This window comes from Streptomyces sp. NPDC005483 (assembly GCF_040606035.1).
Taxonomy (GTDB): domain Bacteria; phylum Actinomycetota; class Actinomycetes; order Streptomycetales; family Streptomycetaceae; genus Streptomyces.
The window spans coordinates 1-24,591 of record NZ_JBEXEA010000067.1; the positions used below are offsets into that span (position 1 = coordinate 1).

Here is a 24,591-nt window from a genome sequence, read left to right on the forward strand (position 1 = left end):
CCAGCCACGTCGACCTCTACGACAAGCGCGAATACATCAACCCCGCCGTCGACAAGCTCACCGACTACTTCACCACCCACCTCACCAAGTGACCCGCACCGCAGGGCGGGAGCGCGCCCGGAGGGACCGCTCCTCTGGCTCCCGGGCGCACGGCCGGTCGAGCCACCACCACCCCGCCTGGCAGCAAGCCGATCGCTTCAGCGGTGTGCTGCCGTGGCGGGGAGCCGGGCCGGTCCGCACGTCAGTCGTCGCCGCCTTGCCCAGGAAGGAACCGGCGCAGGAGGTCGAGGATTACGGTCTCGTTCGGGTCGGTGGTGCGCGGGGTCACATAGCCGCCGGGGCGGATGACGAGCAGGGTGTCGCCGTCGGTGCCGTAGTCCTGGTGAGCGCTGCCTCACGGTCGGTGAGCGCGGTCGCCAGGCCGGCGTCGGGCGCCGCGCTCGGCAGCGGGGTGGCGGAAGTGAGATGGTCCGGGAAGTCCGCGCGAGGGCGTCTGCGGTCCTCGCGCCGTGTGAGCCGAAGGCCAGTACGGTGCTGTGCGGGCCGCGGAAGAGCCGTACCGCCGTACCGTCCGCCCTGTACACCACGGAGTCGGGGACGCGGTCGGCCGCCTGCACGTACGGGGGTTCGCTCGCATGCTCGTCGCGAGGGGACCCGTTGAGGTCGCTGACCGGGTAGCACACCCTCAGTCTGCAACGTGTCACTGCCACCAGACCCGCCTGGTACGACGCCCCGGACGCGTTGGGTGATGAGCTCGGAGGACACGTTCAGCACCTCGGCCGCGACCGGCAACCGCTCCTGCTCGTAGCTGTCGAGCAGCGCCTCGGGAGCCCCCGCAGCACGTGCGCGATCTTCCAGCCGAGGTTGTAGGCGTGCCGACGAGGGCGGCGACCGCCTGCTCGGCGAGCCAGCGCTCGTTCTCGTCCCAGGACCAGCCCTGTTCCACGACGAACAGGCGCCAGGGCGGCAGACCGAGCAGGAACCACAGCATGCCGGTGGCGCGCTCGATGCTCAGTCCGGGGCGCAGCACACCGAGTTCCGCCAGGCGCCCCGCGAGAACCGCCAGCAACTGACGGTAGGCGCCGGGCACCTGGCGGACCTGCTCCTCGACATGTGAGTAGGCGCCTTAATAAGGGGCGGCACCAGCCAGAACAACGATGGTCGTCGCGGCTGCTACGGCCCGCTGTCGTTGGCCCCGTAGGTCGGACAACCGCGGGGGGTAAGAACGGTGGAAGGGAGGTCCGCGCTGCACGAGCGGCAGCGCAGTACGTACGGCTCGGGCGACCGGAAGCCGAGTGCATCTCGCAGTCGCTCCCAAAACCCAAGGCCCGGCTCAGGCTTAGACGTCATTTCAGTTGGTGAGTCTGCGGTGGCAGATGAGGGTTGCGGCGATGGCGGTGAAGGCGAGGAAGTGTTCCGGTTTGCGTTCGTAGCGGCGGTGGAGCCGGCGGCAGCCGGACAGCCAGGACACGGTCCGTTCCACGACCCACCGGTGCCGGCCCAAGCGTCGGGACGATTCGAGGCCCTTGCGGGCAAGGCGGTGCCGGATGCCACGGGAAGCCAGCCATCGTCGCAGATGGCGGTAGTCGTATCCCTTGTCCCCGTGCAGCTTGCCGGGCTTGCGACGTCGGGGACCACGACGTGAACGGATCGGCGGGATGCCACGGACCAGCGGTATCAGTGCCTGGCTGTCGTGGAGGTTCGCCGCGGAGATGCCGATCGACAGGGGCAGGCCACGGCGGTCCACGATGAGGTGGATTTTCGAACCCTTCTTGCCGCGGTCGGTCGGATTCGGTCCCGTCAGCTGCCCCCTTTGAGGGCCCGGACACTGACGGAGTCGATCGCACACCGCGACCAGTCCAGCTCTCCACGGGAACCGAGTTCGTCCAGGACCAGGCGGTGGAGCTTGGCCCACACCCGGGCCTCGCTCCACTCGGTGAACCGGCGAAAGGCGGTCACCCCCGATAGGCCGAAGCCCGGCGGCAGTTGGTTCCAGGTACAGCCTGAGGTAGCCACGAAGATGATCGCGGCCAGCACCTCACGATCTCCTCGTCGGCGATGCCCTCCGCCCTGCGGGCGTTCAGGCGCCGGCGGGACCACCCGCTGGAACAACTCCCACAGGCCCTCCGGCGCCAACCGTTCGACAAGCGCAGCAGTCATCACCCCAGACTGCCGCAAGATCACACCAACTGAAATGACGTCTTACTGCCCAAGGGCATAACTCCTCCCGTGAGAGCAGCATGGTTGCGGCTCAGCGGTGTCACTGCAACCAACAACAACCGGTGCTGCTCCGGCCGGATCGGCACATTCAACGACCGCGCCCTCGCCGAGCGATGGCGCAGCCACCACGCTGAACACGCAGTGCTCGGCCTGCTGCCGTAGCAGGAATCCTGCGTCGGCCGCGGAGTGACGGTCGTATGCCTCCCCGGCTGCCCGGCTGCTGCCGGACCGGGCATCGCAGGCTGTCTACCGGCCTGCCCGTCGCGAACCCCACTCGGCACAGGCACGGTCACGAGACTGTCCTGCACCGATAGCGGGGAAGCAGGGTGGACGGCGGCCGAGCCGGCGTCGGAGTGGGGGTCGGCTTCCTCCAAGCCGCCGCCGAAGACGTGATCGGGACCTCGGGCGGTTCCTGGCGGAACAATTGCGGACTCCGCGGAACTCGGGGCAGCTCACCCCCAGCCCCGGCAGAAGCCGTGCTCGCAGGGGCGGCCGGAGATCACCCCAGCAGATCCAGGTCGCGCAGTTCGGCGCGTGAGGCGATCCCGATCTTGGGGAAGAGCCGGTAGAGGTGGTAGCCGACGGTGCGCGGCGACAGGAACAGCTGTGCCCCGATCTCCTTGTTGGACAGCCCCCGCGCCGCCAGCGTGGCAACCTGCAACTCTTGCGGGGTGAGGAGCGTGGCGAGACTGGATCTGTGTACGGGGGCACTCTCGCCGACCGAGCGCAGGGCGTTTCTGGCCCGCTCGACCCAGCCTGACGCGCCCAGCGCCTCGAAGGCGTCCAAGGCGCCCCGGAGCTGGGGCCTGGCCTCCTTGCCCCGGCGCTCCAGGCGCAACCACTCACCGAACGCCAGCCGCGTCCGGGCGATCTCGAAGGGCGCCCCCGCCTGTTCGGCCGCTTCGAGGGCCAGGCCGAAGGCGTCCTGCCCCGGCGTGAGCAGCGCGCGGGCCCGAAGTGACAGCGCGGTGCCCGACGCCAGGAGGTCGGCGGAGAGCCCGCCAGTCGCATCGGCACGCACCGCGGCCTCGGCGAGGTCGGCCACCGCCCGGGCCGCGATGGACGGATGGGCCGCCACGTCGGTGGGCGAGATCAGTCGGGACAGGTGGTGGTACGCGCCCTTGACGTCGCCACCGGAGAGTTCCAGCAGCCCCAGCGCCCAGGTGGCGCGTGCGGCGACGCTGCCGATCCGGCGGGCGGCCGCCCACGCGAAGGCGGAGTGCGCCATCTCCTCGGCCCGGGCGCGGTCACCGGCTCGGGCCGCCTGTAGTGCCACGATCGAGCGGAAGATGCTGGCGTGCAGATCACCGCCCAGATCCTGCGCCAACCGCAGTCCTTCGTCCGCCGCGAGCCGGGCGCTCTCGACCCGGCCGAGTTCGGCCTCCGATTCGGCGAGGACCTCCAGCCCGACCAGCAGTTCGCCGGCCGAGCCGCTGGACCGCAGCTCTGCCACCATCTGCGTGGCTGTCGAAGCCGTCCAACCGCGCACGCCTTGGATCCAGGCGCTGTAGGTGACCAGCAACCGCAGCCATACGGGGAGCTCTTCGGGCGGTGCCTGGTCGGGTGGGGCCTGCCGGCCGTCCAGGACCGCGGCCGCGTTGAGCCACGGCGACACTTCCACCTCACGCAGTCGACCGCAGACCTCCGCCAGAAGCGGTCGGTCGGCGGCGTTCCAGGCGAAGAAGGCCGCTCGCGAGAGCATCAGCGCGGCCATCGGCGGGTCCACCGTGTCCGGGGCCGAGTGCAGCAGGGTCCGTGCCGCCGCGACCAGCTCGCCGGACTCGTTGTGAATGGCGGCCAGGGTGTAGGCGAGCTGGCCCTGCAACTGCTTGTCGGTCGGGTCCGCCGACACTTCCTCGGCGAGGTTTCGCGCCCACGACAGCCGCCCCGACAGCCGGGCCATCTCCGCGGCCTGTGCCTGCCTGGCCGCCGCGGCCTGCTTGTCGGGGGAGAGCGCGGCGGCACGCACGAGCGCGGCGGCGGCCTCGGCCGGACCGCCGCGGGCTTGTGCCCGTTCGGCCACCGCGACCAGGGCCGCGGCGGTCGGCTCGTCCTTTCCGGCGGCCGCGGCCGCCCGGTGCAGGACACTGCGGTCGGGGTCCTCGGCCAGGATGTCGCCCAGCGCCTGGTGGGCGCGCTGCCGTTCGACGAAGCGGGCACTCTGGTAGACCGCGGAGCGGATCAGCGGGTGGCGGAAGACCAGCGCGCCGTCGTGGACACTGGCCAGCCCCGCGGCCTCGACTGCCTCCAGGTCCGCAGCGGTGGCGTCCAAGGCTCTGCCCGCCCGCAGCAACTCGTCCAGGCGCAGCGCTTCGCCCGCGGCGGCGAGGAGCAGCAGCGCGCGGGAGGGCGGCGGAAGCTGCTGCACCCCGTGGATGAACAACGTGGTCAGGCGGGTTGACCAGAACGGGCGGTCGGACAGCGGCACCGCTCCGGACAGCTCTGCTCCGCTCAGGCTCAGGTGCAGTTCCGTCAGGGCCAGAGGGTTGCCCGCGGCCTCGCCGAGCAGGCGGTCGCGGACCGAGGCCGACAAGGGGACCGTGACGGCGGCGGCGAGCATCTGGGCCGAGGCCGCGTCAGACAGCGGGGGGACTCTGAGTTCGGGCAGCTCGCTGACGCCGAAGGTGTCCGGGTGGCCGCTGCGTTCGGCGATGAGCAGTCCGATCTGTTCATCGGCCAGCCGCCGGGCGACGAACCGGAGCACGTCCGCCGAGGAGGGATCGAGCCACTGCGCGTCGTCGACGACCACCAGCACGGGCGCGGCCTCGCTCAGCAGGTTGAGAGCCGCCACGGAGATCAGGAAGCGGTCGGTGCCGGAGCGCTCGGTGGACAGGCCCAGAGCCTGTGCGATCGCCGTGCGCTGAGCCTCCACCAACGTGTCCAGGCGGTCCATGACCGGCCGCAGCAGCTGGTGCAGGCCCGCGAATGCCAGGTCGGTCTCCGATTCGGCGCCCGTGGCCCGAAGCACCCGGAGCCCGCGCTCCTGGGCACGGTCGGCGGCGTAGTGAAGCAGGGCGCTCTTCCCGAGTCCGGCACCGGCGCGCAGCAGCAGCGCCTCGCCGTGGTCGGACACCGAGGCAATCAGGAGGTCGAGCCGGGCGGTCTCCGATTCCCGGCCGAAGAGTTCGCGGCCCATCACACCAGGGATTCTCGCAGACGGGCGGGAAGGCGCCGCAGGCGGCGTCGAGAGGCCCGACGGTGCCGGGACATCCGCACCCACGCGTTACGCGGGGTGATCCGGTATCACCAGCAGCGGGCGCTCGATGTGCCCGACCAGGGGTTCGGCCTCGGGGCCGGCCACCACGAGCCAGGCACTGGTCGCCTCGGCGACGTCGCCCACCACCTGCCAGGCCGGCCTGGTTCCCGCCTCCCCGCGCGGGACGGCCTTGATTCCCAGTTCGGTGGCCAGCAGAGCACCCTGATGCGCGAGTCGCTCCGCCCTCTCGACGTCGGCGGGGGTGGTGCCGGGCACGGGCGCGAGCACGACGGCTGTGCGTCCGGACGCCAGCAGGGCCGCGATCTCCACGACGGCCGCCGATCCTCGATAGACGATCAGCATCGGCTCGGTGAGATCCGCTGCCGTGTACGCGGCCGCGGTCCGGCCGCCGCGGGCGGTGATCATGCCGTCCATGCCTGTCTCCTCTCGGACGTTCATGCCACCACAGTGCCTACCGCACCCCCTTTCCCGCATCCGTCAGACCGACTGGCCCGAGCCGCCGTCGGTTCGTGCCCCCAGTCACCTCGACCGGCCCCGGCGCGGGGCAAAGCCAGTCATTTTGACAGAAGCCCGGTCGGCCGTTCCCGGAAAGCATGGTGCGTGGACATCGGACCATCGACACAAGGAGGGGCCATGACGAGCTCACCGACGGCCCAGCGGCCGGCGCTCGGCTTCGCTGCGATCTGCCTCGGCTACTTCATGATCATCCTCGATACCAACATCCTCAACGTGGCGCTGCCGGACCTCCGCGACAGCCTGCACGCTTCAATCGCGGGCCTTCAGTGGACGGTGAACGGCTACACCCTGGTACTGGCCGCGCTGCTGCTCACCGCCGGAGCACTCGGCGACCGGATAGGCCTGAAGAGACTGCTGCTGGCCGGCTTGGCAATGTTCACCGTCGCCTCGGCGCTCTGCGCCGCCGCCCCGACCACCGCGGTCCTCGTGGGTGGCCGTGTACTCCAGGGGCTGGGAGCCGCCGCACTGCTGCCCGCGACCCTGGCGCTGATCCCGCACCTGTTTCCCGAGGCCGCACGCCGCCAGCGCGCCGCACTGGCCTGGGTCGCCACCTCGACGCTGGCCATCGCGGTCGGCCCGCTGGCCGGAGGTCTCCTGGTCGACGCGTTCGGCTGGCGCTCGGTGTTCCTGGTGAACGTGCCCATCGGCGTGGTGACCGTGGCGCTGATCGCGATCTCCGTCGCCGAGACCGTCCCGCAGCAGGCCACCCGCCCCGACAAGCTGGGCCAGTTCCTCGCCATCGCCGCGCTCGGCCTGGTCACCGCGGGCATCACCTCCGCGGGCTCGGCCGGCTGGGGATCGCTCATCACGCTGCTGCCGCTGGCTCTGGGGATCCTCGCCGCCATCGGCTTCGTGATCAGCCAGCACCGCGTTCACGAGCCGCTGCTGCCGCCGAGCTTCTTCGCCCACCGTCAGCGCACAGCGGCCGTACTCTCCGCGACGTTGATGGGCTTCGCCTTCTACAGCGTGCTGTTCATGCTGTCCCTCTACTTCCAGCAGGCGCGCGGCTGGTCCGCCGGGGCGACCGGCGTCGGTCTCCTGCCCGCCACCGCCGGTACCGTCGCGTCCACCTTCCTCTTCTACAAGCCGCTCGCGCGTCGCTTCGGGCACCCCGTCATGCTGTTGGTGGGCATGGTCGGCAGCGCTGTGGGCGGCGTGTTGTTCGCCCTGACCGACCACGACAGCAACTACCTGGTTCCCGCCACGGGAATGGTTCTGCTGGGCGTGTTCAGCACGTTCGTCCTCTCGTCGCTGACGACGATCATCATCTCGAGCACCCCGGCGCACCACTCCGGTCTGGCATCCGGCGTGCAGAACACCGCCCGGCAGGCGGGCGCGTTGTTCGGCATCGCGGTCATCGGTACGATCCTGAACGGCCCCGGCTTCATCGGCCGTATGCACATCGCCGCCTGCGTCACCGTCGCGGACCTGCTGATCGGGGTTCTGTTGGCCGGTCTGGCGCTTCGCTCCCAGAACCAGCAGGCCGCTGAACAGCAGGCCGTACGTGCGCCAGTTCGCATCTGAGATTGCTGTTCAGTCTCGTGAAGCCCCGGACTCCGTGGGGACCGGGTTGCCCGGTGGCGCCGGTCAACGAGCCCTTGTCGCGGACCAGTTCGGCCTCAAAGGGGATGGAACGCCTCGGCCGGGGCATCGTCCGAGGAGTCGCTCTCGGCGCCGACCGAGGCCGCGGCGGGCTCGGGTCCGGGACGGCGCCAGCCGTTACATACTGCACGATTCGGTTACGTGCTTGCGGAGCCGAACGCGCCGAGGCGGAGGGGGACGACCGGCACGAGGCCGAGAAGCGTCCGGTGGACTACCCGTCCCAGAACGCGCACACGGCGAACCGGTACCCCCGCACGGTCGCCCTCCGGCTCCCCAAGGGCGCCGTTGCCGGGACTGGTGCTCGTACCGGTCGACAGCCGGGAGCGGGCGCTGGAGTGGTACTGCCAAAGGAGTCCACCACCGCGGCGAACCAGCCGGTGCGTCTGCTGCCCAGCATCTGCACCACCTGCCCACCGCGCACCGGCCCGGAGTCGATCCCCCTTCTCCGACGACTCGGCCGACGCGTCGATGGCCCTGCTGACCGTGCATCACTGGAGTGACCTGGAAGCCGGCGTCGGCGAACTCCTGCGCATCGCCCGGCAGCGGATCGTCGTCCCACCTTCGACCCCGCCATCAACCACCAGTCTGGCTGCTGAAGGAGTACCTGCCCAAGGCGGCCGCGCGCGACGGCACACGAGCCGTCACGGTCAAGCGCCTGGGGCACGGCGAACGCTCCGACACCGGCCTCGCCGTCCTCGCACAGCGCGTACAAGGACGGCGAGGCCATCAGGCGTCAGTCCCGAGGGAAGGAACTGGAACCCGGCCTTTCCCCGGGCCCCGCAACTCGTTGATCAGCATGGCCGAACGGTCTCGTGGAGCCCACGTGGTGGCATCTGGCCGTGATCGACGACGGCCGTTCCACCCGGGTGTACGTCGAGGGTGCACCGGTCGTCGACAATCGGAAGGGGCTGTCGGTTCGGCCCCGCCTCGCTCGGTCTGCCCCCGTCGGGCCGGTCACCGCGACCGACTCCAGCCGGGTGCGAGCCGCGTCGAGGAGGACGTCCAGTACGGTCGCCTTCTGAGACCGGACGGGAGGGAGGAGGGCCGCGAGGAGCTGGGACGCTTTCTGGAAGCGCGGGCCGTCTTCATTCCGGGCGGTGACGACTCCCAGTGCGTGACGTCGGGACGGGCTGTGCCTCCATACCGCGCCACGGAGCGAGGGCGGTGGCCTCGCCGAGCTCCCTGTCGATGCCCGACCTGACCGTCATCGTGGTGATGTCACGCTCGTCGGCAGAGCAGTTGGGGTCCACCAACCGGCCACCGTCGTGTCCTGCGAAGCAAGTCGCACCGAAGCGCGGCTGGGGGCACTATGACTGAGAAGCCGATGGTGTACCCGACGGTCCGACCCTGAGCGGGCCGTCCTGTCCGCGCACGGCGCCGTCGCAACCGGCAGCGGTCTCCCTGCGCCGCAAGTACGGCAGCAGGTTCTCGAAGCCCCACCCCCGGTGCACCGGTGCCCCTCGACACGCAAGGCGTGCACGTGTCATCGCTCCACTTCCCGGCAGGGGGCACCTCGGATATGCGGGACTGCGCGGGCTTGTGTCCGTGATCGGACGAATAGATCCGGAGCGGGCCACCGTCACCGAGGTCCGGTCAACGACCCGGACCTTTCACGGTTTGACCCCGCAGGTCCGTACCGACACAGCGGGCCGCTTCCACGGCTTCCTCGAGTCCTACAAGAGTGGCCGCGTCTGGTCACCGTCCCGGAGGCAAAGACGCGTACCGTCTTCGACGCCGCTCACGAAGGCACGGCCTTCGTGCGGGACCGGGCCGGGAAGATGGAAGAGGTCTCCTGGACCGTCTCTCCTGGACGTCTTCTGACGGACAACAGATTGAGGGCCAGCTCGTCGTCCCCGACGGCCCGCCGCCGTACCCACTGGTCATCAACATGCACGGCGGCCCCGTGTCGTCGTGAAACGACTGCTGGGGCGTCGGCAACTCGGACCGCTATCCGCTCGCACCTCTGCTGGCATCGGAGGGTATGCCGTACTGCATCCCAACCCGCGTGGCAGCCACGGCCGCGGGGAGGCGTTCACGCGTTCGGTCATCGGGGACATGCTCGGCGCGCCGGTACAGGACCTGCTGAGCGGGGTCGACCACCTTGTCGACCGCGGCGTGGCCGACCCCACGCGGATCGCGGTCACCGGCACCAGCTACGGCGCCGTCGTGAGCCTGTTTCCTGCCCACCGTCGACCGGGCAGCCGGGCAGTTCGGGCAGCGCAGGTCAGGCGGGATTCAGCGGAGTGATGCCGGTGCCCGCGTACAGCTCGGGCCGGAGTGACAGAACGGTGAGCGGCTCACCCGCCTTGAGCGCGTGCCAGGCGATCGCCGCCGCGTGAGCGACCGGCCAGTCCGTATCGGCCCAGCCCATCGTGTCGACCGCGTGCGCGGCGGTGAAGGGGACGTTCTCCGCGAACCGCAGGGACGCCGCGTGCCGGCCAGCCCCAGCGGCCTCCCGCTCGGCGGCCACAACGGCCAGGGACGGGAGGATGACGCGGCCGGTGCCGCGTGAGGCCTCGATGTAGAGACCGGTGAAGAAGGGATCCGCCCGGTACAGAGCGGTCAGAGCGGTGTGATCCAGGACTGCCTTCACATTCACGCGGCGGCGCCGCCCTGATGCGCGCGGACCTTCGCCCAGGCGTCCTGGCCGACCTGCCGGACCTGCTCGCTGTACTCGACGCCGAGCTCGCGGGCGGCCTCGACAGCGCGCGCCTCCCGCTCTGCCTGCGTGAGTTCGCGAGAGGCGAGCTCCTCCAACAGCTCAGTGATCGTCGTGCCCCGTTCCTCGGCCAGGACGCGCAGCCGGTCACGCACGTCCTCGCTGGTCTTGATACTCGTCGGCTTGCTCATGCCATCGATTCTACCGCCGGTAGAACGGAAGCGCAGAGCTTTCCGGCCGGGTGACGACCCGGCCGGAGGTGTCTTCCGGCGCGCACCGCGCTGAACCGCCGGGCGTCCTGGTCCCTCTACCTGGGTCCCCCGGGAATCGGGCCGCGGTCAGCACTCACGCACGGGTCCGCCCACAGACACGGCCGGCAAGGGGAACCACCGCAGCGCATCGATCTCCGGCGCCAGCCGGGCGTCCGGGACAGGGGTGTCCTCGTGCCTGCCGAGGAGGATGGCGCGGGCGCGCTCCCGGTGAGCGACGAGGGCTCCCTCAGGCGACCGCTCGGCGCGAGGTGCGTGCGGAGCGGAGACGACGGCTTCCCTCGGCCCGGTTGTCGGAGCGGCGTCGAACGCTCGGTGCTGCCATATGCCGGTGCGGAGGTCGAAGCGGTAGTCGGACAGCAGACGGTGCCCCGCGCCGGCGATGAGTTCGACGCGAGGAGTCCCGCGTGACCACCGGCGAAGTCGCCGCCCTCCACCCGTGCCCAGGCCGTGGCGACCGCGACGACGTCGTCGACGAACCGCACCGAGTGCCGGGCGGCCGCCAGGTCCGCGGCGTCGACGGCGGACACCGTGCCCGCCCGCAGCCCCCGCACCAGGCGTCCGAGCTGGCTCGCGGCCGACGCGAGCCGGTCCCGGCCGCGGTGCGCCGCCGTCTCGCCGCACCGCGCGAACGACCGCCCGGCCTGTCCCCAGTCGCCCATGAGCAGGTGCGCCAGCCCCTGCCGCAGCCACGTCTGCGGCAGCCGGTCGTCCAGGCCGAGGGAGCGGCACCGGTGCTCCGCCTGCCGGTAGAGGTCCAGCGCCCGCAGCGCCGCCCCGGCCAGCAGGGCGGCCTCACCCAGCCGCTCCAGGTCGCGTACGGGGACCACGTGCGTGTCCGAGGCGGCGGACAACCGAGCGACGACAACCCCCGCGCACCACGTGCCGCCCACGGTCGCCAGGGCGTGCACCAGGCGTGGATCGGCCGCCCGCCACGGCATCCGGTCGAGGAAGACCAGCAGCGCCTCGGAGCGCTCCGCGTCGGCCGTGATCCCGGGCGCCGTGAGCCCGGCCAGCTCCAGCGCGTTTTCCTCTTCGCGCGGGCCCTCCGGCACGGGCCAATTCGCCGGGTCCGCGCAGGAACGCCGCTCGTCCCCCGTCTCGTCCTGTTGGCCCGCCAGGACCTGGGCGCACAGGGTGCCCAGCGGCCCGAGCGGGTGCCGCAGCGCCCGGTGCGCCAGCATCCGCGCCATGCGCCGCGAACCGAGGTCGTAGGCGAGCCGGGCGGCCAGTAGCGCACAGCGCCCCTGGTCCTCGGGCGCGGTGTACAGGTCCGCCGCGCGCCGCAGCATGCGGACGGCCGTCACCGGCTCACCCCGCTCCAGCGCGTCGCCGTGCACCGCCTCCAGCCGGGCGGCCAGCCCCGCGTCCGTCCCCTCCGCCGCCTGGGCCGAGTGCCACGCGCGGCGCACCGGGTCCCGCTCCATCACCTCGGCCAGAGCCGCGTGCGCGGCACGGCAGGGAGCCGGGCCGACGCCGTGCACCACGGCGTCGGCCGCGGCGGGGTGCGTGAAGCGCAACCCCGTGTCCCGGCTCCCCGCGGAGCACCGCACCGGCGCCGAACGGCGTGCCTCCTGGGTGTGCAGCCATCTGGAGCGCCACGACGAGGCCTTGGCCCACGCGCGTACGGCCTTGACAATCGCCCGCACCCTCGGCCGGCCGGACGAACTGGTCCGCGCCCTGCTCGAACTGGCCTTCAAGGTGTCCGACATGGGTGACTGCCAGGAGGCGGTCGCGCTGTGCGAGGAGGCGCTGCCCGTCTCGCGGGACACCGGGGAGCGCCGCTTCGAAGCGATGGCCTGGGGCACCCTCGGTGTCGCCCGGCTCGGCCTCGACGACCTCGACGCCGCGGTCGACGACTGCGAGAAGGCACTGCACCTCTTCGAGGAGACCCTCGACACCTACAACCAGGCCGAGACACTCGACAACCTCGCCACCGTCCACCAGCGGCGCGGAGCCACCGAGGAGGCCAGGGCCTGCTGGCTGAAGGCCGCCGAACTCTTCACCGGCCTGCGCATCGCCCACGCCGCCGAGATGCGGGCCAGGGCGGAGGCCTCGGGCCGTGAGCCGGGAGGGGGCCGGGCGGAACGCTTTCCGCCCGGCCGGGACAACGGCCGCTTCCTATTGGAAGTCGCAGCCGGGGTTGGGGGCGTCCTCCGACGGCGGAGCCCCGTGCGGCAGCACGTAGAGCACGTCCAGGACGATGTCGGTCGTGCCGAGGTTGCGCCCGATGTGCACGTGCTGGGAACCGGAGGGCTCCGTGAGCGCGCTGCCGGCCTTGTACACGCCGTCGGACGCGCAGTCGGAGTCGAAGTGGCTCAGCGTGCCCTTCTGGACGAAACCGTAGAGGGTCCCGTCGTGGTAGTGCCAGCCGGTGCTCTGGCCCGGAGGAACGGTGATCTCCCGGAGGATGTAGTCCTTCCCGCCGAACGTGGTCTGGGAGATGACCTTCGCCGTCACTCCCGGGCCGCCGGGAGTGGCGGACGCGGTGCCCACACCGAACGACAGGGCGACGGCCGCGGCAACGATCGCTCCCGACCTCAATAGATTCCTGCGCAAGGGAACCGAACCTTTCAGGTGACTGTCCGGCGCGCGCAGCCGAGCTGCGTCCCAGGGGGAGAAGGCGCCGGATCGCGGTACGCACGCTCTGAGGCACCGCGGGGACTGCCGGAACCGCAGAAACCCACGTGCCGCGTGCCATGCCGATGTTGACACACGTGTGCCGAACTGGGGCGCCGTGGTCACACCTTCCGTGCAATCGCCATACGACGCCCACACCTGCTGTTTCACAGGTGTGGGCGCCGACCCGCAACGCGCGCGGCGTCGGCCCGCCCCCCGTGCGCGGGCCGACGCCGCTCAGCGGGTCCGAGGGACTACGGGGTGGTGAGATACGCCCGCTCGATCGTCTGGACCAGTGTGTTGCCCCGGGCGTCGGTCAGTTCGGCCCGCAGGGAGACCGACCCGGCGCCGGCCGGGTGCCGCAGGACCAGGTGCGTCCCGTCGACGGCCCGGGCGGCCTGCCAGGTGTTCCCCCCGTCGTAGGAGACGGTGAAGGCGAGCTTCTTGGGCCGCTCTCCCGCCGCGGCGCCCTCGACGTGGAACGGCACCTCGAACCGCACGCCCGCCTTCGCGGTGCTCGCCGGCGTCAGCCGGGGCGTGAAGCGGACCGCGGACAGGGGCAGCGCCGACCAGGCGCCTTCCGGTGTCTTCGCGGAACGGAAGGTCCACACCGACCTGACCCGGGTGCTCACCGACTCGACCTCGGGGTCGCGGGAGCTGTCCAGGGTCAGCCGGTACGCGCCGTCCTCGGCGGGGACGGTGTACCGGGCGAGGTCCTCGGCCGGGGAGACGCCGCCGGGCTCGGCGACCTCCTTGCCGTCGACCAGGAGCGAACTCTCCCGCAGCGTGCCGGAGTGGGTGTTCCAGTGGCGGGCACCGTCGTTGTACTGCGGCAGGTACGCCCTGATGACGTTCCCGTTCCGGGAGATGCCGGGGGTGACGATGGGCGGCGCGGTGCTCGTGTCGCCGAGCGACGGACCGAAGACACCGGTGTTGAACCGCTCGGTGTAGTGCCGGCCGGCCCGGTAGGCCCGGGTGGTCCAGAACTCGTCGTCGGGTCCGGCGCCGGTCAGGACGAGGAAGTTCCACCGGATGCCGTCGCCGAGGACGTAGTGCGTGCCGTGCAGCGGCAGGTCCCCGGTGACGGCCGACCCGAGCGAGGTCAGCTCCCCGGCGGGGGTGAGGATCTGGGCGAGGATGTCGGCCTGCCCGCCCGCGGTGGTCCCGCCGACGCTGAAGTCGACCTCGGCCAGTTGCTCGCGCCGGACCTCGGTGGTGAAGCCCCCGAGGTCGCCGGCCCGCTGCCAGGCCAGGTGGTAGGCGACCGGCGTCCCGCCGCTCGCACCGTCGTCGCTCCAGGTGCCCGAGTACTGGGCGAACGCCTGGTCGGCGGGCAGCGCGGGGCCGATCTGTCCGACGGTGAAACTCCGGAAGTCGGGGAAGGCGTAGGAGAACAGCCCCGGGTCCAGACCGGTGCCGCGCTGCCATCCCAGGGCGACCATGGCGTCGACGTTCGTGGCCGCCGGTTCGGGCAGGGTGGCCCGGACCGGCCGGGCCCGCCGAGCGTCGAGGGTGACGGTGGTGTCCGCGTCCAGCCGCAGCCTGGGCTGGAACAGCAGGGCGTGCACCGGGGACTCGAATCCCGGGTGGACGGTGTCGAGGAGGGAGTAGTCGCCCTTGGGCAGGCGGACCGTGACCTCGCCGTCCTCCTCGTCGGCGTAGGAGGCGTGGAAGTCGCTGTCCACGCCCTGGACGTCGGTCACGGCGTCGCCCGTGGGCTCGCCGTTCTCGTCGAGGTGCTTGAGCGACAGGGTGTACATCTCCACCTCGCGCTCCACCCCCAGGGCGGTGCGCACCCTGACCTCGCCGTCAGCGGAGACGGCAGACACCGAGCCGCCGAACGTGCCGTCGGTGGTGCCGGCCCGGGTGTCCGCGGTGACCGAGGTGCTCGCCTCGCCGCCCGCCGGGACGGTCAGGTGCTGCGGCGAGAGGGTGAACATGCCGTCGGGGGCGGTCCCCCCGTTCACCGCACGGGCGTCGACGGACAGGTCCAGCGTGACCGGCTGCGTACCGAGGTTGCGGTAGGTGAGCTGCCGCGTCACCGTCTTGTCGTCGTCGTGGGGCCACTGCTGGGCGCCGAAGTCGAGGGGCCCCTGCTCGGTGACGACGTTCTGCTTCAGGGCGCGCGCCACATCGGTCCGGCCGGTGCCCTGCTGGAACGAGCTGTACGCGCCGGGTTCGGCCGAACCGGTCAGCACCGCCTTGAGACGCCCGCCGCTCCAGTCGGGGTGCTGCTGGGCGATGAGGGCGGCGGCCCCCGCGACGTGCGGGGTGGCCATCGAGGTGCCGTCGAGGGTGATGTAGCCCGGGGTGTCGGAGGGGTAGGCGTGCTCCAGTGTGCTGCCGGGGGACGCCGCCGCCGTGATGGCGACACCGGGTGCGGTCAGGTCGGGTTTGACCCCGCTGTCCCCGACGCGCGGGCCGCGGCCGGAGGTGTCCGCGAGCCGGTCCGCGTCGTCGACGGCGCCGACGGTGAGCGCGGCCGGGGCGCTGCCCGGTGTGTTGACCGTGCCCTCGCCCGGTCCGTCGTTGCCGGCCGCGACGACGAAGAGCGTTCCGGTGTCGGCGGAGAGCCGGTCGATCGCCTCTTCCACGGGGTCGGTGTCGGGTGTGTCCGTGGCGCCGACACTGAGGTTGACGACGTCGGCGCCCTGGGACACCGCCCATTCCATGCCGGCCAGGACGGTGGACTCCTCGGCGGCACCCCGGTCGTTCAGGATCTTGGCGTCCAGAATCTTCGCACCCGGGGCGACGCCCTTGTACCGGCCGCCGGACTCGGCCCCCGTGCCGGCCACGATGGACGCGACGTGGGTGCCGTGGCCGTAGCGGTCCTCCCCGTCCGGGGAGTCGGAGAAGTTCTGTTCCGCGATCACCTGGCCCGCCAGATCCGGGTGGTCCGCGTCGACCCCGCTGTCCAGTACCGCGACCTTGGTGCCGGTGCCGTCGTAGCCGGCGGCCCAGGCGGCCGGTGCGCCGATCTGGGGGACGCTCCTGTCGAGGGCGGCCCGCAGCGTGCCGTCCAGCCACACCTTCCGCACCCCCGAGGCAGCGAACCCCGCCCCGGACCCGGCGCCTTCGTCCCCGCCGCGCTCGGTCCCCCCGCCGGTCACGGCGTCCCAGAACTCGGTGGCACGCTTCTTGGGGGCGTGCAGCGCCGCCCCGTCGACGACCGGCAACGCGCGTTCGACCCTCGCCCCGGCGTCGGTGAGGGGGCTCGTCGAGCGCTTCGCACGGTCCCGGAAGGTGACGATCAGCGGCAGCTCGGACCGGTGCGCGTCGTCGTAGTGGTCCGCCACCAGCGCGGTCACGTCGAACAGCCGTGGGTCCAACCGGTCCGTCGCCAGGGGCAGTTCGGCGTCGCCGGGTATCACACGTGTGTGTCCGGCGACCTTCCGGACCTGGATCGGCACGCGCTCCCGGCCCTTCGCGCGTTCCACCCGCACGACCCGGCCCGCGGCGTTCATCATGACCCGGTCGCCGGTGATCAGCGTGACCGTGGCCGACACCTCCCCCGTACCCGTACCACCCCCGCTCCGGGCATCGGCGGGCGGGGACGCCGCGACTTGGCCGGTCAGGCCCGCGATGAGGGCCACGGCGAGGGCGACGGCCCCCGTCACGTGCCCGCTGGGTCTGCGCATGAAAGGGGCTCCTGTCCCATGACGTGCTGAAACACGGATGATGGCGAACGAACGCGGCCGACGGCGGAGTTGATCCGCGGGGCGGCGCGGCACGCTTCTCGGCGCGTGCCGCGCGCCCTCGCGGCCCTGCTCAGCTCCCGGCGTTCTCGGGCACGGTGATCTGGCGCTCGCCCCAGCTCATCCGGGTGGTCGCGCGGTAGTTGAGCGTGGTGCCGGCCTTGAGACCCGCCTTGTCGGCACCGGCCGACGGCTCGACCAGCAGGTCCTGGTCGCAGAGCATCGCGCCGGTCGCCGGGTCGATGACCAGCCGCTGCCGCGTGGTGCCCGCCGCGGTGCGGTACGTGTTCGGGAACTCCACACCGACACCCTCGCGGCCCAGCGGATCGGTGACGTGTCGGACCACCCGGACTCCGGGCAGTTCGGCCATCACACGGTAGGCCGCCGCCCGTACGGCCGGCTTCACGGGCATCGTCGCGAGGTTGCCCGCCTGGCGCAGGACGAAGGCGCTGCGGCCCGCCCCGGCGTTGTCGGCGCTGGTCTCCCGCGCGTACAGACCCTCCAGGTAGCGGCGCAGCTCCTTGCTGGTGGAGGGCAGCTTCTGAAGGTCCTCGTAGGAGACGTTGTCCGGACCGACGGCGTAGATGTCGCCGTCGACGTTCGTCCGCATGACCGTCGGCCGGTCGGTGCCCAAGGCGTAGGCCCTGCGGGTCCCGTTCTTCTGCCCGGCGTCGATCGCGACGGTGTCGGGCGAGCCCGCGGCGTGCCAGCGGGCCTTGTCCGCGGCGGTCCAGGGCTCGATCACCGCATCCAGACCCGTGACCATCAGGCTCCGGGTTCCGGGCCGTACACCCACCGACCACTGCTCGGTCGACGTGTTGCTCACGGCGAAGGTCTGCCCGTTCGCCTCGGCGACGTCCAGGTACCGCGACCGCGTGGTGGTCTGCCAGTACGTGCCCTTCGCGGACGCGGACTCGGCGTTCCGGGCCGCGCTGAGCAGCTCGATGTGACCGTCGACGCGCACGTCCTCGCCGGCACCCGGCGTCCGCGCCGTCGTGGGGGACGCCGGCCCGGCCACGGACCGGTCGCCCGGCGCCTGCTCGCCGCTCGTGCCGACGGCCACCACCACCGAGGCCGCCACCGCGGTCAGCGCCACCGCTCCCAGCGGGCGGAAGCCGGTCCAGCGGCGGGCCGAGCGGCCGTCCGCGGGTTCGGCGACGATGCGTGCGAGGTCCTGCCGCTGCCGCGTCGGATCCGTCAGCCGCGCGGGGTCCAGTGCGTCGGGACGTGCGTCGGCGAGCAGGTCCATGCCATCGAGCCGCTCGGATCGCTTGGCGGGGTTCTTCATGCGGGTGCTCCTTGGCCATGAGGGGGGTATGCGGTGTGTACGCCGTCCACGGGAGCCGCCTCTGCGGCCTGTACCGCCTCCAGCGCCTTCTCCAGGCGTCGCCGGGCCCGGTACAGCCGTACGGTCAGGGTCGGGCCGGTGCACTTCAGGACCCGGGCGGCGTCGCGGGTACTCAGGCCCTGCCAGGCGATGAGCGTGAGCAGCTCCCGGTCGGCCTCCGACAGGCTCGCGAGGGCCTGAAGCGCGACGTGCCGGTCCGCGACCACCACCGCGACATCACCGACGTGGGTCTGGCCGCCGCTGGTGAGGCGTTGCGCCTCCTCGGCGGCGGCCATGTACCGGACGGCGTCCCGGCGGCGCAGTTCGCGCACCAGGTTGCGGGCCACGCCCAGCAGCCAGGGCAGCGGAGGGTGAGGCAGGTCGTTCAGGCGCCGCCAGGCGACGGTGAAGGTCTCGCTGGTGATGTCCTCCCCCACGTGCCGTCCGACCAGGCTCGTGGCGTAGGCGAGGACACGCGGGTAGTGCTCTTCGTAGACACTGCGGAAGCGCTCGGCAGCCGTCACGCGCCCTCCTCTCGTCTCGGTGTTCACACCGAGCAATGCGCGCAGCGACCCGTTTCTTACATGGGGAAGGAGAAACTCATGGTGTGATGGCCGTCACGCCGGGGATGGTGTCTGTGTTTCGAACGGCCGACACGAGCGGGCGCCCGGAGCGGTCCGCCGCTGACGTCCGGCCACCGGAGCGGCGCACACGTGTTGCTCGGCGCCCGATCCGGTCAGGTACCCGGAGCGGGCGGACGCTGATCACGCCCGCTCCGGGACGGAGGGACGTTCCTACTCGACGAAGATGTCGACCGACGGCCGCATCTCCGCACAGGTACGCAGTACGCCGTGGATGACGTGCTGCTCGAACGCCGCGAACGGCGCGGGGTCGACTTCCTTGTCGTCCACGGCGGGGTAGGACTGCTGGGTGAGCAGGTAGTCGAAGCGGGGCGCCCACTTGCGCGCTCCCAGGCGCGCGGTGGTCGAGCAGTTGTCGACCATGTGGGCGATGCCGCGGGCGTGCATGTACGGGTTCAGGGAGTCGACGGCCTCGATGACCGACTCGTTGGCGATCTCCGAGTAGGGGTGGCCCTGCTCCAGCAGCACGTCCACCTGGCCCATCATCACCCCGCAGAAGACGCCCGCGGTGAAGGGGTCCAGGGGGGCCTCCCGGTCCTCGGCGCGCTCGGCCCGTACCCGCTGTCCGACCTTCCACATCTCCGCCCGGTCGATCCTCCCCATGGGGAAGCGGGCCAGGCGGTGGCCGGCCAGGACGACGCTGCGGATCTCGTTGCCCGAGCGGACCTCGTCGTAGATCTCCGCCGTCAACTCCAGGCTCACGGGGTAGGCGGCGGAGTACGCCTGGGCGAACACCTCCCGGTCGGTGTCGTCGAGGCGGTGGTAGAGGCCGAGCAGGCCGTCCTTGGAGATGATCCGGGAGACGGGGCCCGTGACGGTCTCCACCGAGTGCCGGAACGCGTCGTACGGCGTCATGCCCTGGCTCTGGTAGCGGCGGTAGAGGCTCTCGACGATGCCGTGCACACCCGCCAGCAGCATCGCGCGCTCGCCGGACAGGTCCGACAGGTACTCCGACTCCAGCGTCGTCTGGAACGTGTAGGGCGCGCCCAGCGCCACCGACCAGCCCAGGGCGCGCTCGGTCGCCCGCCCGGTGACGTCCTGTTCGACCGCGAAACTCGCGTTGATCCCGGCGCCGTTGACCGTCGCGCCCTGCTCGTACAGTGCGCGCACGGACGGCCCCATCCCCTTGGGGCAGACCGCGACGACGTCCACCCCGGGAGGGAACGTCTCGCCGACGTCGGAGAGGTGGCCCAGCAGGAAGCCGTGCGACAGTCCGAGGGTGGTGCCGGGGCGCAGGGCGGCGAAGATCTCGCGGTAGTGCTCCGCCTGCGCGGCGTCGGAGATCAGCAGCAGGACCATGTCCGAGGCGGCGATGACGTCGAACATCTCGCCCAGCGTGCCGTCCTCCTCGCGGAAGCCGACCGCCTCGGCGGCGCCCTTGGAACGAGAACCGCTCCGCAGGCCCACGACCACCTTGACGCTGTCGCCGAGCGAGTCCCGCAGGTTCTGGGCCTGGGCCGGCCCCTGCGAGCCCCAGCCGATGACGCCGATCTGACGGACCCCCTCGAACGCCGCCGGCAGCCGGTCGAACAGGTGCCGCCCGCCCCGCACGATCGCCTCACGGCGATCACCCAGAGCCACGTACTCCTTGTCGAAAACCGCGGTCTCGAAATCCAGGGATGGCGATTTCATGAGTTCACTTTCGTCCGATGATGATTCCCGGGCGCGGAACAGCGCGTGATCGGACAGAGGGCCGGAAAAAGACCCCGACCACGCATCCGACTCGGCCTGTGTGAAGGCGCCCGCGGAACTCGGCCCGGGTGCGGTCGAAGCACCCGGGGGAGGTCGAGTTCGCGTACACGGACACAGGAGCGGCTGATCCGTCCCGGGCGAGCAGCGCGCAGGGGTGTCCTGGTCGGAGCCAGGACGCGACGTCGTCCCGGGGCGTCCCGCGACGGCGGCGGCGTCCCCACAATTCCTTCGCAATATGTCCGCGTGAGCGTCACGCATTCACGAGCGAGTGGTGCGGAGGCGGGGAGCAACGTCATTCCCTACGGATTTCTTCCGGTGTATGCGGGGGACACCTTGGTCAGCCCGCACATGTTTCAGTCTTGCATGACCGCTGGTGCCAGGTCCCGTAAGAAGATTCACATGCCAACGGGTGAACCAGTGGTATTCGACGCACGTGTGGCCCCACAGGCCGCCGCGGGGCGGGCACCGTGGTGGTGCGCCGCTACCGGTCCAGAACACGGCGGAGCCAGCGGACCCGGGCCTCGCGGGCGTCCCGGGCCACGGCGATGTCGGGGGCGATCTGGTCGAAGCCGTGGAACCCGCCCGACCAGACGTGGAGTTGGGCATCGCCCCCGGCACGCCAGATGCGCGTGGCATACGTGACGACCTCGTCGCGATAGGTCTCGGCCGCGCCGACGTCGATGTAGGCCGGCGGCAGACCGGACAGGTCGGTGGCGCGGGCGGGCGCGGCGTACGGCGGGACCCGGTCGGTGCCGCGGGCCTCGCCCAGCAGCGAGGCCCAGGCGGCCTGGTTGGCGCGTCGGTCCCAGACGCCGCGGCCGGTCATCTGGCGTGCGGAGGGGGTGTCGTTGCGGTCGTCGAGCATGGGGCACATGGCGAGTTGGCCGGTCAGGCGGGGTCCGTCCCGGTCCCGTGCCATGAGCGCGACGGCGGCGGTCAGGCCGCCACCCGCGCTGCCGCCCGCCACCACGATCCGCTCCGGGTCCCCGCCGGTGCGGGTGGCGTGCCGTGCCACCCACACCAGGCCCGCGTAGCAGTCCTCGACTCCCGCCGGGTAGGGGTGTTCGGGGGCGAGGCGGTAGTCGGCGGAGATCACGACGAGCCCGAGGGGCGCGGCCCACTCGCGCAGGATACCGGGCATGCCGGTGCGGCAGGTGCCGCCGATCATGCCGCCGCCGGGCAGGTGGTAGATGACCGGGGCACCGTCGGGCAGCCCCGTCGGGCGGGCGATCAGCAGCGGGACGTCCGGCGCTCCGACGGGTCCGGGCACCGTGCGTTCCACGACCTCGAAGCGGCCGCCGTCACGCAGCTCTTCCAGGGTGGGGTCGGGCGCGGTGGCGGCGAGGTGCGCCCGCCACCGCGGCACGTCCGTGGGCGAGACGGGCTCGGCGCCGCGCAGGTCGCCCAACCCGTCCAGGACGGTCGCCGCTTGTGGGTCGAACGGCACGGGTGCGGGCGGTGCCTCGTGGTCCGGCCGCGGTGGCCGGACGTCCGGCGTGGGGCGGGTCACCAGGCGACGGGCAGTTCGTGCACGCCGTACGCGATCATGTCGTGTTTGAAGGCGATGTCCTCGTCCGCAACGGTGGTGCGCAGTGCGGGGAAACGGCGCAGCAGGGCCGGGTGGGCGAGTTGCAGCTCCAGCCGGGCCAGGGCCTGCCCGAGGCACTGATGGGGGCCGTGGCCGAACGCGAGGTGTCCGCGCACGTCCGGCCTGGTGATGTCGAGTTGGTCGGGGTCGTGGAAGACGGCGGGGTCGCGGTTGCCGGAGGCGTTCGGCACGATGACGCCCTCGCCCGCGCGCACGAGCCGGCCTCCGATCTCGACGTCCTCCGTGGCGACGCGGGCGAGTCCGGTCTGCGTGATGGACAGGTGGCGCAGCAGTTCCTCCACGGCCGACGCCACCCGGGCGGGGTCGTCGCTGTCCCGGACGACGGCGAGCTGTTCGGGATGGCGCAGCAGCACCAGGGTGCCGAGGGCGAGTTGGTTGGTGGTGGTCTCGTGCCCCGCGACCAGCAGGGTGATCGCGGTCTCGACGAGTAACTCGGGTGTGAGCTGTCCGGTGCGCATACGTGTGACCACCAGGGAGCTGAGCAGGTCGTCGCCCGGGTCGTCGTCCTTGCGACGGATCAACCCGCGGAGGTAGTCGCCGAGTTCGCCGCAGGCGGCGGTGAAGTCCCGCGCGGTGCTGTCCCGGGAGATCATGGTGGCGGACACGCGTTGGAAGAGGGGCTGGTCACCCTCCGGGACGCCCAGCAGTTCGCCGACGACCATGGAGGGCAGGGGCAGCGCGAAGGCCGCCACCAGGTCGACCGGCGGCCCGGCGGCCTCCATGCGGTCCAGCAGGCCGTCGATGATCCGCACCAGCCGCGGAGCCATCGCGTTGATCCGCCTGACCGTGAAGTGGCCGATGAGCATACGGCGCTGACGCGCGTGCTCGGGACCGTCCTGCATGCTGAGGGCCCGTACCTCCTGGCGGCCCTGCGCCGCGAACCCCTCGGTCGGCGCGGGCAGGCCCGGCCTGCTCGAATCGGCGCTGAACCGTGGGTCGGACAGCACGGCGCGCTGGTCCTCGTAGCGGGTGACCAGCCAGGGCGTCCCGCCGTCCCAGAGCCGTACCCGCACCAACGGAGCGTGGGCGCGCAGCGCGGCGAGCCGGGGCGGTGGGTCGAACGGGCAGCCGGGGGCGCGTTCGAAGGGGAAGTCGTCGATCGTGGTGTGCGGCACCGGTGTCTCCTCGTGAGCATGTGGGGGATCGCTGTCGAAGGCGGAGGCGACGTCACCGCACGGTGTGACGGTCCGGACACCCCTCCCGCCGTCGGTGCGGTCCGGCACGCAGCTCGGACCGCACGAGCGAGGGGAAAGCGCGCGGACGAGTACGGACGCATGGAGAGAGCGGCCCTGGGCGGAGGAAAACGGGCAACCACACCGGCGACACGCAAGAGAGGCGATTGCGCACAAAGACCGGGGCCGCGCCCGGGATGCGGAGGGCTGTCGCGTGGGTGTCCGCGGGAGACGCCGCCTTCGATAAGGCTACGCTCTGTCCACTTCAATGATCACACGGTGATGATAGCACCCGCCTGTGACCGACCCGGGCCGATTCCGCATCGCGGCGACGCGGGGCCGCTCCACCTGAACCGTGTTCTCGATCCGTCCGACCACACACCTTCCAGACGACGTACGACAGCACACCTATAGCGGGCGGCAAGCTGGACGGCGACACACGTGGATATGGTGTGGGCGGTACTCAAACCTAACGGTCACGCCCTGCCCTGCCGTCCCAGGGCAATCGCGGAGTCGGCAGCCGTCCGTGTCGTCCCTCGGCGCGGGCGGTCGTCTCCGCCCGCGCCAAGAGCGGCGCCGCCCGCTGGAGGTCGCCGGTGAGGTGGGCGACCTGACCGAGCAGCATCAGCTCCCCGGTGCCGGACGGCCGGGGCGCGGCGGCCGGTGCCTCGCGGCTCGCGGCCGACGGGTCGGTCAGGGCCAGCACGGCGAGGTCCCGGGCGTCCCAGGGGCGGGGCGCAGGTCCCGGAACGTATAAACGACCAGGTCCCGTTCGTGGCGCGCGGCCCGCTGCCACCAGCACCGGCCGGCGGCGGCGTGCAGCAGTTTCTGCGCGAGGACGGGGTGGTCGGCGGCGGCGCGGACCGCCGTGCACAGGTCGGCGACGCACTCCCGGCCGACCGCGAACTCGCCCGGGGATCAGGTCGTGCAGCCACAGCGACTGGGCGCGGTCGATGGTACCGAGTCCGGCCGCTTCGACGCCCCGGGCGTACCGGCGGGCCTGCCGCTCCAGTCCGTGGTGGCAGGCGATTCGGCGGCGCGGGTCAGCCGGGACGCACCGGTCTCGGCGTCCGGGGCGAGGGGGAAGGTTCTTTCCCAGGCAGAAACCTGTCTCTCCCGCGGGCCCGCCCCAGGGCGCACAGTGAATGTGTGCCCGGCGCAACGGCCGGACCCGAAAGACCAAGACCTCTCGTTCAAGGAGTCACCCATGGCCAGGACTCGTGTCAGTTTCGACAGCGCCGGTATCGAGATCGCCGCGCACCTCTACCTCCCCGACCTCCCGGCCACCGGTCCGCGTGCGGCACTGGTGGTCGGCCACCCCGGAACCGGGGTGAAGGAACAGACCTCCGGCAC

General features: G+C 71.8%; 16 protein-coding genes and 2 pseudogenes. 4 read left to right on the forward strand and 14 right to left on the reverse strand.

All coding sequences use genetic code 11. The features are described 5' to 3' along the window. Positions 1-1,351: 1,351 nt before the first annotated feature. The 3 genes from ABZT06_RS48320 to ABZT06_RS48330 form a co-directional block, all read right to left on the reverse strand. A protein-coding gene (locus tag ABZT06_RS48320) for an IS5 family transposase (RefSeq protein ID WP_355755805.1) occupies positions 1,352-2,160 on the reverse strand; the annotation gives its coding sequence in 2 pieces (ribosomal slippage) (positions 1,352-1,810 and positions 1,813-2,160; 807 coding nt in all). Positions 2,161-2,719: 559 nt separating this feature from the next. Next, the gene (locus tag ABZT06_RS48325) at positions 2,720-5,356 is read right to left on the reverse strand and encodes an AAA family ATPase (protein WP_355755807.1); all 2,637 of its coding nucleotides are present in this window, start codon (positions 5,354-5,356) and stop codon (positions 2,720-2,722) included. 87 nt (positions 5,357-5,443) lie between these two features. Next, positions 5,444-5,875: a hypothetical protein gene (locus ABZT06_RS48330; RefSeq protein ID WP_355755809.1), complete on the reverse strand. Its 432-nt coding sequence runs from the start codon at positions 5,873-5,875 to the stop codon at positions 5,444-5,446. Between the two features lie 195 nt (positions 5,876-6,070). On the opposite strand from ABZT06_RS48330, the gene ABZT06_RS48335 reads away from it, so the two are divergent. Together ABZT06_RS48335 and ABZT06_RS48340 are read left to right on the forward strand one after the other, a co-directional pair. After that, positions 6,071-7,477, forward strand: coding sequence for an MFS transporter (locus tag ABZT06_RS48335; protein WP_355755811.1), 1,407 nt, complete (start codon positions 6,071-6,073; stop codon positions 7,475-7,477). 1,989 nt (positions 7,478-9,466) lie between these two features. After that, entirely contained in the window at positions 9,467-9,802 is a 336-nt protein-coding gene (locus tag ABZT06_RS48340) for a prolyl oligopeptidase family serine peptidase (RefSeq protein ID WP_355755812.1), read from the forward strand. Here the strand turns inward: ABZT06_RS48340 and ABZT06_RS48345 are convergent. The 3 genes from ABZT06_RS48345 to ABZT06_RS48355 all read right to left on the reverse strand — a co-directional run bounded on the left by ABZT06_RS48345 (position 9,780) and on the right by ABZT06_RS48355 (position 12,003). Next, complete coding sequence (locus ABZT06_RS48345; RefSeq protein WP_355755814.1) at positions 9,780-10,154, reverse strand: PIN domain-containing protein; 375 nt, start codon at positions 10,152-10,154, stop codon at positions 9,780-9,782. The genes ABZT06_RS48340 and ABZT06_RS48345 overlap by 23 nt on opposite strands. Next, positions 10,151-10,405, reverse strand: a complete 255-nt coding sequence (locus tag ABZT06_RS48350; protein ID WP_355755817.1) for a hypothetical protein — start codon at positions 10,403-10,405, stop codon at positions 10,151-10,153. The genes ABZT06_RS48345 and ABZT06_RS48350 overlap by 4 nt, the downstream gene beginning before the upstream one ends. A 116-nt stretch (positions 10,406-10,521) precedes the next feature. Continuing rightward, positions 10,522-12,003 (reverse strand): hypothetical protein, encoded by a 1,482-nt coding sequence (locus tag ABZT06_RS48355; RefSeq protein ID WP_355755820.1) that lies wholly within the window; start codon positions 12,001-12,003, stop codon positions 10,522-10,524. Positions 12,004-12,061: 58 nt separating this feature from the next. Between ABZT06_RS48355 and ABZT06_RS48360 the strand changes: the two are divergent. Continuing rightward, a pseudogene (locus ABZT06_RS48360) lies at positions 12,062-12,472 on the forward strand (tetratricopeptide repeat protein); the annotation flags it as partial. Between the two features lie 132 nt (positions 12,473-12,604). Here the strand turns inward: ABZT06_RS48360 and ABZT06_RS48365 are convergent. The 8 genes from ABZT06_RS48365 to ABZT06_RS48400 form a co-directional block, all read right to left on the reverse strand. Then, positions 12,605-13,027 carry a cupin domain-containing protein gene (locus ABZT06_RS48365; RefSeq protein ID WP_355755833.1) on the reverse strand — a complete coding sequence of 141 codons (423 nt, stop codon included), beginning with the start codon at positions 13,025-13,027 and terminating at the stop codon, positions 12,605-12,607. 329 nt (positions 13,028-13,356) lie between these two features. Beyond that, on the reverse strand, positions 13,357-16,740 hold the full coding sequence (locus ABZT06_RS48370; RefSeq protein WP_355755821.1) for a S8 family peptidase: 3,384 nt from the start codon (positions 16,738-16,740) through the stop codon (positions 13,357-13,359). 130 nt (positions 16,741-16,870) lie between these two features. Continuing rightward, complete coding sequence (locus ABZT06_RS48375; protein ID WP_355755823.1) at positions 16,871-18,085, reverse strand: CU044_5270 family protein; 1,215 nt, start codon at positions 18,083-18,085, stop codon at positions 16,871-16,873. Then, the gene (locus ABZT06_RS48380) at positions 18,082-18,648 is read right to left on the reverse strand and encodes a sigma-70 family RNA polymerase sigma factor (RefSeq protein ID WP_355755825.1); all 567 of its coding nucleotides are present in this window, start codon (positions 18,646-18,648) and stop codon (positions 18,082-18,084) included. The genes ABZT06_RS48375 and ABZT06_RS48380 overlap by 4 nt, the downstream gene beginning before the upstream one ends. A 270-nt stretch (positions 18,649-18,918) precedes the next feature. Then, the gene (locus tag ABZT06_RS48385) at positions 18,919-20,397 is read right to left on the reverse strand and encodes a ketol-acid reductoisomerase (RefSeq protein WP_355755827.1); all 1,479 of its coding nucleotides are present in this window, start codon (positions 20,395-20,397) and stop codon (positions 18,919-18,921) included. A 541-nt stretch (positions 20,398-20,938) separates the two neighbouring features. Continuing rightward, the gene (locus ABZT06_RS48390) at positions 20,939-21,904 is read right to left on the reverse strand and encodes an alpha/beta hydrolase (RefSeq protein WP_355755835.1); all 966 of its coding nucleotides are present in this window, start codon (positions 21,902-21,904) and stop codon (positions 20,939-20,941) included. Between the two features lie 59 nt (positions 21,905-21,963). Continuing rightward, positions 21,964-23,181: a cytochrome P450 gene (locus ABZT06_RS48395; protein WP_355755829.1), complete on the reverse strand. Its 1,218-nt coding sequence runs from the start codon at positions 23,179-23,181 to the stop codon at positions 21,964-21,966. A gap of 526 nt (positions 23,182-23,707) precedes the next feature. Beyond that, a complete protein-coding gene (locus ABZT06_RS48400; RefSeq protein ID WP_355755831.1) occupies positions 23,708-23,944 on the reverse strand; it encodes a hypothetical protein in 237 nt (78 codons plus the stop codon). A gap of 501 nt (positions 23,945-24,445) precedes the next feature. On the opposite strand from ABZT06_RS48400, the pseudogene ABZT06_RS48405 reads away from it, so the two are divergent. Next, positions 24,446-24,591 (forward strand): annotated as a pseudogene (locus ABZT06_RS48405) (alpha/beta hydrolase); the annotation flags it as partial.

What these genes read in the sequence shown, in the direction of transcription:
- ABZT06_RS48375 (WP_355755823.1), bottom strand. Translation starts at nt 18,085, where the DNA reads ATGAAGAACCCCGCCAAGCGATCCGAGCGGCTCGATGGCATGGACCTG.
- ABZT06_RS48350 (WP_355755817.1), bottom strand. Translation starts at nt 10,405, where the DNA reads ATGAGCAAGCCGACGAGTATCAAGACCAGCGAGGACGTGCGTGACCGG.
- ABZT06_RS48325 (WP_355755807.1), bottom strand. Translation starts at nt 5,356, where the DNA reads ATGGGCCGCGAACTCTTCGGCCGGGAATCGGAGACCGCCCGGCTCGAC.
- ABZT06_RS48385 (WP_355755827.1), bottom strand. Translation starts at nt 20,397, where the DNA reads ATGAAATCGCCATCCCTGGATTTCGAGACCGCGGTTTTCGACAAGGAG.
- ABZT06_RS48330 (WP_355755809.1), bottom strand. Translation starts at nt 5,875, where the DNA reads ATGAACGTCCGAGAGGAGACAGGCATGGACGGCATGATCACCGCCCGC.
- ABZT06_RS48335 (WP_355755811.1), top strand. Translation starts at nt 6,071, where the DNA reads ATGACGAGCTCACCGACGGCCCAGCGGCCGGCGCTCGGCTTCGCTGCG.
- ABZT06_RS48370 (WP_355755821.1), bottom strand. Translation starts at nt 16,740, where the DNA reads ATGCGCAGACCCAGCGGGCACGTGACGGGGGCCGTCGCCCTCGCCGTG.